The sequence below is a fragment of the Sporolactobacillus pectinivorans genome (assembly GCF_002802965.1).
Classification (GTDB): domain Bacteria; phylum Bacillota; class Bacilli; order Bacillales; family Sporolactobacillaceae; genus Sporolactobacillus; species Sporolactobacillus pectinivorans.
This window is the reverse complement of the sequence record NZ_NXGA01000001.1, coordinates 1,479,155-1,491,599: the sequence shown is the minus strand read 5'-3', so window position 1 is coordinate 1,491,599 and position 12,445 is coordinate 1,479,155. Positions and strand designations below refer to the sequence as shown.

The following is a 12,445-nucleotide window of genomic DNA, read 5'->3' as shown; positions in this document are numbered from 1 at the left end:
CTGGTTTCCCTCCCGAAAACTTTATTATTCAAACGCTTTGTGAATCGCCTGATCCAGATCACCAATCAGATCATCCACGTCTTCAAGACCGATCGAGAGCCGGATCACCGTGTTGGAGAGTCCGCTCTGTTTTTTGTTGACCGAAGGAATTTCACGATGCGTCGTCCGACCTGGATTCACAATCAACGACCGCGCATCGCCCACATTAGGCAGGTAGCTGAAAATTTTCACCGAATCCAGAATCTTCTTCGCCTGCTCCTCTGTCCCATTCACTTCGAATGCAAAAATAGCTCCGACACCTCTGGGAAAATATTTTCTTACCAGCTCATGCTGCGGATGATCAGACAAGCCGGAGTACTGGACAGCTTTGACATGTGGAGTTATTGCCAGGAACTCCGCAATCTTTTTTGCACTGGCAACTTGTTTGGCCAGCCTCTCTGACAGGGTTTCAATGCCAAGAAGGACAAGATAAGACTCGAACGGACTCAGCACGGCGCCGAACAGGCGAAGATATTTGATTCGAATCCGGGCGATAAAGGCTTTATTGCCGAATGCTTCTACAAAGCTTCTCTGCTCATGCTCTTCCTCACTTCCCAAGACAAATTCTTTTTCTTCAAACTGTTTGAACCTGCCGTTGCTGAAATCAAAGTTTCCTGCGTCAACGATCAGGCCGGAAATCACTTCCCCATGCCCGCTGATCCCCTTTGTTGACGAATAGACAACAATATCCGTACCATAGCGGATTGGGTTAAACAGGTAGGGCGTCGGGAAGGTATTATCGACGACAAGAGGAATCCCATGTCTGTGTGCCAGTTGGGCAAGAGCCGCCACATCCGTCACGGCCGTTGTCGGATTGGTCACGCTCTCCACAAAGATCGCTTTCGTATCTTCCTTGATAGCGGATTCAACTTGATCAAAATCATTGATATCATCGATAAAATCAAAATGAATGCCATATTTTGGAAAAAGCGTGCGAAACTCATCAAAACTCGAACCGTAAATATTTGCGGCAGCAACGATCCTGCCGCCACCTTCGGCCAGATTGAGAATTGTATAGGAAACCGCAGCCATGCCAGAACCCACAGCGACTGCATCCGCACCACCATCAAGATCCGCAATCCGTCTTTCCAGAACGGCGGTGGTCGGGTTACCCATCCGGGTATAACTGAAGCCTTTTTCCTTGAAATTAACAAGCCGGTCTGCCCGCCCTGAGTCGCCAAAGCCAAACGCGACAGTTTGATAGATCGGAACTGATGAAGCATAGTTATGTTCTTTCGGATCATACCCCGCGTGTATCTTCAAAGTGTCAAATTTTTCCTGTTTCTTCTCTGCCATTCAAAATTCCTCCTGCTTTAAATAAATCCATCAGCCGGTTCTATCAGAGACAGCCTGAATGAAGGGCGCGCAGCCGTTCCGAATCACGACCAGTTTACTCAACGTCAGGATCCATACAAGCTACACACGCTGTATGATCATAAAAAACAGGTTACTTTTCATCTGCCTATGTGTTTTTCCCCCAGAACCATACACTAACTTTCTGATCCACCGCTTATAAATCCCGGTCGAGATAGAGGATGTCCGGCCGGAAACTCCAACCTTTTTTCCTCCAGAATGTTTTACCGCCGTCATTCTCGGCGACAATAAACAAGCCGATTTTTGTGATCTTCTGCTGTTTAAAATTTGCACAAACTCGATCAATTAAATAGGAAGCGATTTTTCTGCGCTGACAGGCAGGGTCAACCGCCGTATGGTAAATAAAACCCTTGCGTCCATCTGTTCCACCGAGAATCGTGCCGACAATCCGCTCATCCTCCACAGCAACAAAATTCGTTTCAGGATTCTTCCGAATAAACCGGACGATCCCGTCGTAACTGTTATCCAATGACTGTAAATTCATTCCCGGTACCCGCGACCATAAATCATAAGCTGCTTCGTAGTCATCGGGTACCATCTTGCGAATCTCCATTTTCTTACCCACTCCAGACTTATTTTTACTTGCCCTTTACCGTTTCGCTTTTTCCAGTGCCTGCGCCAGGTCCGCCAAGAGATGGATTCTCTTTTGAATCAATTCCTTTTACTATTAGTGAATCAAGTTTCAACTTATCTGATCCCCCTCTCAATTTTCTTCCTGCCCCTTAGAAAAATCGGACAGGAGATTTTTTAACATTCAACAATAAAAACTCTTGGTCCGGCAGATTTACTCATGATCGTCCATTCTGGAGGTTGCGTCGCAGAAGGCTTCCGACTCCCATGGTAAATAACCGAGATCCCAGATAAGCAACTGATACAGTTGAAATAAATATCTTCCGAACGCTTTCACATGTGATCAGCTCTTTTGCAAAAGTCATAAATTACTCCGCGCACAATTCCTCATGATTTTAAACAAGGAAAACCCGTCACAAGCATCTCGTTCATATAAGCGGATCCATCATTTTCCCTGTCCGACATTCGTTTTCACTCTAATTTTTTAGCTCTTTTAATTGATCCTGTACATGAATACGTCTGCTGAAAAGTACTCCGTCGATACGTTTCCGAAGACCCCAGAAAACCGGAAATAGGCAATAAAAAAATGTTTTCTTAAAAGATTAAGAAAACATTGGTGGCTTCATCCTGTTTTCTTATCTCTCAGATCTCCCTGCTGGAATTGACACCATACACACTGTGCTGGTTGTCGGGCTTCATTGGGCCAGTCCCTCCGCCACTCTTGATAAGAATGTTTAATATTCAATTTTTTTAAAAAGCAAATCATACGAAACGTTTCTGCCTGATCGTGCCCGGACGTGTTTCAGAAATTTGCAACACTGATCATTAGCTAAATTATAAGTCATGCGTATTATATGTCAATCAAAAAGTATGGCTGCTCATAATGGAGGCAAACCACTATAGAAAAAATAGTATTTTCTTCTTTTCTCGTAACCGTTTCATGTTTGATCCACAGAACTTCGTCAATCAATCAGTTGAAAACTTCCTAGTTGCCCGCGCCAGGACAATAACCTCGCAGTGATCTTTTGGTTCAAGTACATAGACTTTTTTATCGTCATCTGCTTCAAAAAAACTGAACGGAACTTGCCGGTTAAAGTGATACGGTATAGCCTGCCAATTGGACATCCCGTCCGCATACTTTAAATCCTCGTCAAGATAAGGATCAAACAGATAAAGATAGCTGTTGACCGTGTTGGTTTGCGTTGTCAGTACATAATGCACCCCCAAGCCGGTTGAGCACAGAACATAAAAAGAAATTACTCGCTTTTTTAATTTTTTATTCTGCCTTTCCGAAGAAGACGAGACGATTAACGAACACAGACATATCATATTAAAATTTGCCTTACGGACAACAATTTCGCCATTTCCGCAACTTTTCGCAGCGCTGTCGACATTTAATTTTTAAAATCACAATCTAGTTTAAGGGGATTGACAAATGTAATCGAACGGTTTAAATTAAGCGTCAATTAAAGCAGTTCGTTCTTTGTTAATCATTACGCGTTGATGTGAAGAGCAAACTACCGGTTCTTAAACAGCAGCCACCGATCAAGCACCAAGGCCTTTCAGTTTACGTGCTGGCCCACCAACGCTATTTGTAAACATCAGAACACTGCATATTAGTTTTGTCACTTTTATTATAAAAGGGAGCTGGTTTTGTTTGAACAAAACATAGTTTGATTTCAAAACTTTACACGTACATGCCGGACCACAAGTGGATCAAAGCGAATCATGTGCTGGCCCAACTTAACAGATGATGTTTACCAAGACTAAACGCATTTTACAGATTTTTAAAAACCTGAGATTTCTACTCTACTGCCGCTGTTAATGCATGTGCTAAGGCTGCCCATATTGGAACTACCGGTAAATCAGGCATTGACTTGGTCGATTTAGATGCTATCGCAGCAGCGGCACATGAAGATAGTACCTCGGCGCTTGTGAATAACATCTTTGCAGCTTCTTGCTAATCCCGTCCTTTGGACTACACGCCTGCCGTTGTGGCTGAATCCGCCATTGCGTTAGTCATGTAGAACTAAGTACAGTAATCATTGACAGTGTTAACCTTAATACCCATCAAAAATTAACACTATCGCAGTTTCTTAGTCCCTAATCCTCAGTATATAAAGTGGTTTACTATTTATAATTAGAACCAGCTATTACTACCAAAATGCGTGCTGAAGGTTCTACGTACTGCCGGGGTCACCCGATTAATTCATTACTATTTGTGCTGGAAAGGTTTGAAGATTTGAAAGTGTGAAAGTTTATCGTTGCGAGTTGAACGATACGATGCTCATACTCGTCAAACAGTTAAATTCCTGAGCAATCCGAAGATCGCTGACCGCTTAGATAAAGTATCTTGAACGAGCAGAGAGCCTCTATCCTCCTGCAGCGAGGGAAAAAGTTGAAAAGCGTGTCAGCCACTGTTCACACTGGAATAACGGGCAGCAAAGCAGCTGTTCAGATATGCTTACAATCAGCAATGATCAGCCGATATTTGGAGCTACATAAAAAGAGAAGGTACAAATAGCAGCGACAACATCGAATCAGCAGCAAAACAGAGTTGATTATTACAAAATCAGTTATTCACTAAATTTAGTTTGTAAATTTAATCATTATTCATTGGAGGTTGCATACAGAATGGCAGAGAAAAAACAGGAAAAACATTTGACACGGTGGATTGTTTCAGTGGTTGTCATTGTGGTCGTACTGATTGCAGGTGTGTTCACGTATAATCGCTATACTGCAGGCAATTCAGCCAGCGGAACTACTTCCAAAAATGATCATTATGTTTTAAGACTCGCAGATGAATCCGGTGTCTGTGAAGCACCACAGCAAATTGCTATAGCAAAGGGCTTCTTTAAAAAAGTGGGACTAAAATACCAACTTGTCAAACTGTCGGCGGGTACGAACGGCCTCGACGCGATCACGGCAAATAAAGTTGATGCATCCAATACGATGTTAGCCGCTCTGGTTCAGCCGCTGGCGAATGGTGCAAACTTGAAAATCACAACCGGGTTGCACACCGGTTGTGTCTCAATCCTTACCGGAAAAAATTCAAAAATAACATCGGCGAAACAACTTAAGGGCAAGAAGATCGGCGTCGCTGAAGTGGCCGGCAGTGAAGCGACTTTTACAAAACGGTATCTTGCCAATGCAGGTCTGAATGTCACAACGAATAATTCGAGCGTGCAGTTTGTGACCTACGATGCCTCTGACTTGCCGATTGCACTGTCCAAAGGTCAGGTTGATGCGATCGCCATTGAAGATCCAGATACTGAAATTGCCGTAAAGCAATATGGATTTCATATTTTGGCAAGCATGGCATCTACGAAACCATTCAACACTCAATATTGCTGTGTCGCCTATGTGTCTGATCAATTGGCCCAGCAGCATCCGGAAATTGCCCGCAAATACACTCTGGCAATGCAGGAAGCGACAAACTGGGTTGCAAAACATCAGGCTGAAGCTGCTCGGCTTCAGGTTCAAGACAAATATGTTGCCGGAAATCCATTGACAAATCTGGCAGCTATGAAGACGTATAACTGGGAAGCTTCATATAACGGCGGCAAACAAGACTTCTTGCAAGTGGCTGAGAGTCTGCAGAAGATTGGTGTCGTTTCAAAGGATGTCGATGTGGATGCACTTGTCAACCGCTCTTTCTTGAAGGAAAAAGGCATTCAATAAGAGATTCGGCAATGCAATTAAGAGGGAGGGATTTTATTGGAAAATGATTCATTGTATGTCAAGGGAGCCACCCGACTAAGTGAACGACAGGCCGGACGGGCCTACTTTGCCAGTCTGGCGATCGCCATTACTCTTATCGTTCAACTGGTTGTTCCGAAAAGCGAGGCGCTGCTGACCAAATCATTTCCATGGTATACAGATTTGCTGATTGCAGCTTTAATCATCACTCTGGTATTAGCAACCTATCACACCCTTTTCGGTGGTCTGCAGAAGTTCGTCTATAAAAGTTACTTCATTGGTGCGTCATTTCTAGCCGTCGGTCTGTATAATTTCGTCACACTTAAACTGGCACTGCTTCAGCCAATTTTCTTCCCTTCGCCTGAAGCAATTCTAAACGTGCTGGTTACGGATTGGCCATTTCTGTTAGAATGTCTGGCCTATTCGGCCCGCTTGCTGGCAATCGGACTGCTCATTGGCACCGTAACAGGTCTGGCGACCGGAGTACTGATCGGCTGGTATACAAAGTGGAATTACTGGGTGGACCCCATTGTTAAATTACTGGGCCCAATTCCATCTACCGCATTTATACCGATCGCTCTGTCAGCCTTTGCAACAAGTTTTCAGGCATCGGTCTTCCTGATTGCTTTGTCAACATGGTTCCCGGTAACCGTGTTAACGAACTCCGGTGTTGCCAATGTTAAAAAGACGTTCTTGGAAGTGGCAGACACACTCGGCGCCACGGACTTACAGAAGATTTTCAGAGTTGCCGTACCCAGCGCGCTGCCTAATATTTTCGTCGGCATATTCAACGGGACATGCTCGTCATTTATTACACTGATGACCGCTGAAATGATTGGTGTTAAATACGGTATCGGCTGGTATATTAACTGGCAGCGGCAAATACTGGCGTACGCGAATGTTTACGCCGGTCTGATCGTCATTGCAATCAGTTTCTCATTGATCATTACGCTGCTCTTCAAAGTACGTGACTACTTCCTGAGATGGCAGAAGGGGATTATTAAATGGTAAAAGATGGGCAAATCACGTTCAACAATATTCGAAAAGCCTTTCCAGCGCGTACAGACAGCGGTACTCCGGTCGAAGCCGTACATCACGTGAACGCAGAGGTAAAACCGGGCGAATTTATTGCGTTGATTGGACCTTCCGGTTGCGGCAAATCTACTTTATTACGATTATTAGCCGGTCTGGACCACCCGACCTCGGGAGAAGTGTTGGTTGACGGAAACCCTGTTGAAGGGCCCAGTCGTGAACGCGGATTAGTCTTTCAGGATCCTACGCTATATCCGTGGTTGACGATCGAACAAAATGTGGGATTCGGCCCTAAATTAGCTGGTGAATATCGTAAGAAGCATGATGACATTCAGCACTTCATTGATTTAGTCGGGTTAAAGGGTTTTGAAAAGAATTATCCTTACGAACTTTCCGGTGGCATGCAGCAGCGTGTCGCTCTGGCAAGAGCACTGATTAATTATCCGAAGGTATTGTTATTTGATGAACCCTTCGGTGCATTGGATGCTTTTACCCGGATGAAGATGCACGATGAACTCATCAAGATCTGGCAACAGCGTAAAATCACGATGGTGATGGTGACGCATGATGTCGAAGAAGCTGTTTATCTGGCAGACCGGATTTTCACCATGACACCACGCCCCGCCATTTTGAAAAAAGTGATCGATGTGGAGCTGCCTCACCCGCGCCATCGCGACAGTAAGGCGTTCATTGCTTTAAAAGAACAAGTTCTGGATGTGTTGAACTTCTCAGCTTGATGTGTTTTTTCTGATTCCATTTTAGCTAACGGACTTAAAAAATCCGTCACAATCGGAGGAACTGCAAGATGGTACAAATCAATAGATATGAACATGCAGGGATTGAGCCTCATGATCTCCATGTATGGGAGCAACCTAAGTTACGTTATTGATGACTAACCTTAAAACAGGCCGCTTGCCCGAACGATTTGAGCAGGCGGCCTGTTTTATTATGGACTTTTCCGAAATGATTAGTTCAGCGATACACCGAGAATTTTTGCCACAGTATAAAGATTCGTCCGGTTGACTTTCACAAGTGACTTAATCTGCGAAAGATTTTTGTTTGTGATCGCATTCTGGAGAGCATCATATTGGGCATGAACGTTCTCCGCATAGGTTGCGCCTTTTTTTGCCTGCAGCGGCGGTAAAATGGCTGTGTGGAATTCGTCATGCAGTTGGCCAGCCAGCGTATCAGCCAATTCATAATCTGATTTTTTAATATATTGTTCTACCTTGGTGAACCCACTCAATTCGTTCTCAAGCGCCGTCTTCAGAGACTGTTTGCTCGTACTGCTGCTGTTATTACTGCTGCTCGACTGCGTACTATTATTAGTAGATTGCGAACTTGACGCACCGCCTGCATTTGATGAGGAGCACCCTGCAAGTGTAAAAATGAACAGTGCACTGAAGACAATTGTGATGAATTTTTTACCCATTCCTTTTTCTTCTCCTTTTTCTTCCCTTACTGATTTTTATGACAAAACTAATCCACATCCAGACTCCTGAAATACTTAGCACAATCATGCAAATAGCGCCTATATCAGTCAGCCAGACAATAGAGGTATTTCCTACATACCCTGAATGCAGCGCAAAGATCAGTGTTTGTATCTTCATTGATGCAGCTGAGGAGTAACCGATAAGTGAGCGGTGGTTAAGTAGGATTCCGGTGATAGACATCAGCAGAACAATTAATGAACCCACCATACCAGCCGTATAATGAATGAATCGTAAAATTTTTAACAATGGAAACACCCGCGATTGACTGTTAGTTTTTCAGCAAAACTGCTGATCGAATATACCTTATGTAAAATCTCTACCACTCTCCTTTAATCCTTATAGTTATGAAAGAAGAGCAAAAAAAGAAAAAACACTTGCAATACGGCTTACTAATTTGTTCCATCGCGCACAGCATTTGTCAGCTTCCCAATTTCAGCAATGCCCTTCTAAAAGTATCAACCATCAGCCTGGCATAGGGTGCAAAAACAGCCCCACGTACTGACAAATGCAAGCCCAACCTTTCTTTAACAAAGAGATCCGCATTCAATTCTCTTTCAAGCGTTTTAATACGTGAAGAAATCGTGGACTGTGAGAGCATTAACTCCTTTGCCGCCAGTTGATAACTCTGAGATTCAGCAACAGCCAGGAAAGCGTTCAACTGGTCGATCGTCATCGCAGGATTGGGGTTTATTTCAGTATTAATCGGTGTGCCCTCGCCTCCCTTCATTTTCTGGGCAACTTCTGAAAATTTACCAGTATATTTTTTATCAATTCTCGCGTCAATCATTTTCAAGGTGTGTTCATCATGCAAAATGTCCGACACGTTCCCTTGAAAAAGTTTCCTGAATGAGGGCTGCTTTTTTAGCACTTTCAAACGCACTCCTTTAGATTAAGTTAATGTCAAATTGATCCCATTAAGAAAAATCGACAAATTGAACAACCTAAGAAAAAACAAGCCAAGAGACAAGAAGGCTTGTTTTTTCTTCTTATCTTCTGAACACAATTATTGTGTTCATGGAATTGACACCATACACACTGTGCTGGTTGTCGGGCTTCATCGGGCCAGTCCCTCTGCCACTTTGGATAAGAATATATTAAAATTTGGGGTTAACTACAGAATATATAACTTGAATATAAAAATCAAGATTAATTCATACTATTTTTATATGTTTATTGTGTATTTTGCTTTTCCACAGTAGATCGATTCAAAGTAGTATGCATATAGATAGACAAAATAATTTTCCATAGCGTTGCTTTTATGGGATTTATAAAGATTGAGTCAATGGCTGTATGTCAGTTATTCACGAAACGAGCTGCAAGATATCGCCCATTTTTTATATTTTTACACGTTCTTATTTTTCCATTTATACTTGGTTCAATTTTTATTCCGAGAAAGTTGAAATTTTGCTAATGAAGAATATCTTCTATATCAATACGAGCCAATATGTTTTAACATATAGTGAAAAATGAAAGTCGATATACCTATTAGAATAATCGTCATTAAATAAAGATAAACATAAGATAATTGTTCAACAACAACTCCGCCAAGTATTGGTCCAAGTGCTCTTCCCAAAGTGGATGACATATTTACAAAACTTTGATAAGATCCTTTCTGCTGAGTGGGGGCAATCGTACTGATCATGGCCGGTATCGCCGGAAACGCAAACATTTCACCAAAAGTCAGTAAAACGATTGCCACTATGAATCCCGCATACTGCCGACTGAACATGAGAACGACGAAAGATAAAATAAACGAAACAATGCCTATATCAATTTGTGCTTTGTAAGTATGAGCCGCTTTCTTAATAATTTGTGAAATAAATGGCTGACCTAAAATAATAAGCACTGCATTGATTGTCCATAAAAAACTATACTGCTTTATTGAAATATCTAATTCTGGTAAACGAACCGAAATATTGCTTTGCCATTGCACATAACCGGTCCATATGATGAAATAAAGAAAGCAAATGATAAAGACGTTGATGAACTGTTTATGACTTCTACGATCCATCTTTGCCCTCTTTGTTTTTTCAGGATGACTTTGTAGATGAACAGCCTCTATATTTTTGTAAAAAAATAAAACAATCGTTAAAAAGGCTACATATAACAGCAGGTTTGCTGTAAATATAAGAGAAATATTGATATCAGCGATGAAACCGGCAATCGAAGTCCCAACAGCCACCCCGATGTTAAGTCCGAGATAAATTGAATTAAATACATAACGATGATCGTAGCCGGACATGCTGGAAGCAAGCGAATTAATGGATATAACAATGATACCTGTGCCTAAACCGAGTATTATTAAAAATACTGCGTAAAGAGGCCAGCCGTGATTCATAACTAAACCAATGAGTGAAATAATCGAGGTAAACAATCCAATTAAAATCGTTTTATAGCCACCTATTCGATCAAACAGCCGTCCGCCCCAAAAATTACCGATCAACGTTGTCATTGAATTCAATAGCAGCACAAGGCCAGCCACACTCAGTGATTTTCCTAGGTGATCGTGCATGTAAATAGTATTTAACGGCCAAATAAAACTAACGCCTGCATTATTTAAAATTGATCCAGTGACTAACCATTTTAACTTTGAATGCTTCAAGCTAACCCTTCCTCATTAGTGCTGTTTGTCTATCATTGCCTTGTATAAGTTCATTCGGCCGATAATTTTCTTCCTGTTATTTTCAATGATTTTTCGTTTTTCATCAAGTTTTCGTAAATGACTTTCTAATACTGCCGAACGTTTCTCTAATACACTTCTGAGTTCAACCTTCCCGGTCAAACTTCTATTCTCACTGATACAACCTTCTTTTCCAAAATGGACGATCTCTTCTAACGAGAGTCCCATTTTCTTTAAACCTTTGATAAATTCGATAAATGCAATGTCTTCGGCGCTATAATTTCTTGCACCTGAACAATTCTTTTTAACTTTAGGAAGTAAACCTATTTCTTCATAGTAGCGAAGTGTATAGGCAGACATCCCCGTCAACTGCGAAACATCACTGATTTTATTCATATGACCTATCCCCTTTTTCGTAGTATAAGAATTAGAGTTACCTCTAAGTCAAGAGCAATAATCAAAATTCTTCTCATAAACTTGGCTTTACCTTCTAACGCGTCAGGGTAAGGAAGCAAAAGCCAGATAAACCAAATTGATATGGTAAAAAGGAAGAAAAAGGGTCTCGAAAAAGAAGCTTATTCTGAAACAGGTGCAAAACTATCAACAGTTTCATTCATATCAATTCCTGACTGAAAAATCCATTACTTCTCTATAATATAGATATTGTGTATATTATCATTATAAAAGCCCAACTGTGCTATCTCTGAAGGGCACTTAGGACAAAACCGAGGGACAAGATTGCTCAGAGCGGGGCAATAAAATAGAGAGCAGATTTACACACCACTCCCTATCTTAGCTCTCTCTATCTTGACAAAGGGACCACTTCCTGTCTGTTCGTCTGCCAGATCACTTGTTTTGTCCTTTGTGTTCGTTATTAACCATCTCGCCACTGACTGATCCGTTCGGTAGTTTACCTTATCCAGGATACGTAATGCCGTTTGGGGATTACCTTCGTCTCGGAAGTAATCTGAATGGTGTATGTAACAACAGAATCCGACTCAATTTCACACTGCCATCGCAGATAAACTGCTTTGAAAAATAAACAACGCATCCGCAGTAAGAAGGACGGCGGATGTGTTGCGAACAACTTTTCTGATTGTCGCGGCACGATGCTCTCCCGTAGTTAATTGTCGATGTTAACAATGATATCCTTATTAGCAACCTTGTACGAAGCTGTTAGGGCATGGATATGGATCAAAAAACGGCCGGGCATCAGAAATGTATCTTTAACAAGCACCGTCCCTTTACCCAGGTTTTTCACCGGAAACTGGATTTGAGTCGTTCCCATATCCATAACCACCATTTTTATTGACAGAGAAACCTTCTGGAGATCTGTTGTTCTTTTCCCTTTATAGAAGGCAGCAAGAGCCAGTTTATCGTTTCCAACTTTTGGAGGGGTTATTTTCACTTTAAAATCGTAGTTAGTCGATACGTCCACCATAGGTTTTTTCGAAGATTTCACCTTGGCAGCTTTATGTATCTGATGCGGTACCTCTGCATTTTGTGCTCCGCAACCAGCGGAAACGAGCAAGAGCATTAATAACAGAGATAAAACCAGTGGCAGTTTGAAAAATGAAACGAATGTCTTTTTAAGTTCCTTCATGATGCCTCACTAACT

The 12,445-nt window shown here is 42.0% G+C and carries 12 protein-coding genes and 2 riboswitches; of the genes, 3 read left to right on the top strand and 9 right to left on the bottom strand.

The annotated features are described in order from the left end of the window. Window positions 1–24: 24 nt before the first annotated feature. The 3 genes from COP04_RS07190 to COP04_RS07180 all read right to left on the bottom strand — a co-directional run bounded on the left by COP04_RS07190 (window position 25) and on the right by COP04_RS07180 (window position 3,204). Complete coding sequence (locus tag COP04_RS07190; RefSeq protein ID WP_100487346.1) at window positions 25–1,335, bottom strand: O-acetylhomoserine aminocarboxypropyltransferase/cysteine synthase family protein; 1,311 nt, start codon at window positions 1,333–1,335, stop codon at window positions 25–27. Between the two features lie 214 nt (window positions 1,336–1,549). Further along, window positions 1,550–1,966, bottom strand: coding sequence for a GNAT family N-acetyltransferase (locus COP04_RS07185; RefSeq protein ID WP_100487345.1), 417 nt, complete (start codon window positions 1,964–1,966; stop codon window positions 1,550–1,552). A 649-nt stretch (window positions 1,967–2,615) separates the two neighbouring features. After that, window positions 2,616–2,714: riboswitch (SAM riboswitch) on the bottom strand. Between the two features lie 235 nt (window positions 2,715–2,949). Next, window positions 2,950–3,204, bottom strand: coding sequence for a hypothetical protein (locus COP04_RS07180; protein ID WP_162297084.1), 255 nt, complete (start codon window positions 3,202–3,204; stop codon window positions 2,950–2,952). A gap of 1,413 nt (window positions 3,205–4,617) precedes the next feature. Here COP04_RS07180 and COP04_RS07175 point away from each other — a divergent pair. From COP04_RS07175 to COP04_RS07165, 3 genes are read left to right on the top strand one after another with little or no spacing between them, the layout of a single operon-like run. After that, window positions 4,618–5,664, top strand: coding sequence for an ABC transporter substrate-binding protein (locus COP04_RS07175; RefSeq protein ID WP_100487343.1), 1,047 nt, complete (start codon window positions 4,618–4,620; stop codon window positions 5,662–5,664). Between the two features lie 36 nt (window positions 5,665–5,700). Beyond that, complete coding sequence (locus COP04_RS07170; RefSeq protein ID WP_204988034.1) at window positions 5,701–6,693, top strand: ABC transporter permease; 993 nt, start codon at window positions 5,701–5,703, stop codon at window positions 6,691–6,693. Beyond that, on the top strand, window positions 6,687–7,451 hold the full coding sequence (locus tag COP04_RS07165) for an ABC transporter ATP-binding protein (protein WP_100487342.1): 765 nt from the start codon (window positions 6,687–6,689) through the stop codon (window positions 7,449–7,451). The genes COP04_RS07170 and COP04_RS07165 overlap by 7 nt, the downstream gene beginning before the upstream one ends. 230 nt (window positions 7,452–7,681) lie before the next feature. On the opposite strand, the gene COP04_RS07160 is transcribed toward COP04_RS07165, so the two are convergent. From COP04_RS07160 to COP04_RS07135, 6 genes are all read right to left on the bottom strand, one after another. Then, window positions 7,682–8,146, bottom strand: a complete 465-nt coding sequence (locus COP04_RS07160) for a hypothetical protein (RefSeq protein ID WP_100487341.1) — start codon at window positions 8,144–8,146, stop codon at window positions 7,682–7,684. Further along, on the bottom strand, window positions 8,139–8,453 hold the full coding sequence (locus COP04_RS07155) for a hypothetical protein (RefSeq protein WP_100487340.1): 315 nt from the start codon (window positions 8,451–8,453) through the stop codon (window positions 8,139–8,141). The genes COP04_RS07160 and COP04_RS07155 overlap by 8 nt, the downstream gene beginning before the upstream one ends. Before the next feature lie 172 nt (window positions 8,454–8,625). Continuing rightward, window positions 8,626–9,075, bottom strand: a complete 450-nt coding sequence (locus COP04_RS07150; RefSeq protein ID WP_100487339.1) for a LysR family transcriptional regulator — start codon at window positions 9,073–9,075, stop codon at window positions 8,626–8,628. Between the two features lie 115 nt (window positions 9,076–9,190). Further along, window positions 9,191–9,297: riboswitch (SAM riboswitch) on the bottom strand. A gap of 339 nt (window positions 9,298–9,636) precedes the next feature. Continuing rightward, complete coding sequence (locus tag COP04_RS07145) at window positions 9,637–10,809, bottom strand: MDR family MFS transporter (RefSeq protein ID WP_100487338.1); 1,173 nt, start codon at window positions 10,807–10,809, stop codon at window positions 9,637–9,639. 15 nt (window positions 10,810–10,824) lie between these two features. Further along, window positions 10,825–11,223 (bottom strand): MerR family transcriptional regulator, encoded by a 399-nt coding sequence (locus COP04_RS07140; RefSeq protein WP_100487337.1) that lies wholly within the window; start codon window positions 11,221–11,223, stop codon window positions 10,825–10,827. 727 nt (window positions 11,224–11,950) lie between these two features. Next, window positions 11,951–12,430 (bottom strand): hypothetical protein, encoded by a 480-nt coding sequence (locus COP04_RS07135; RefSeq protein WP_100487336.1) that lies wholly within the window; start codon window positions 12,428–12,430, stop codon window positions 11,951–11,953. Between the last annotated feature and the right edge of the window lie 15 nt (window positions 12,431–12,445).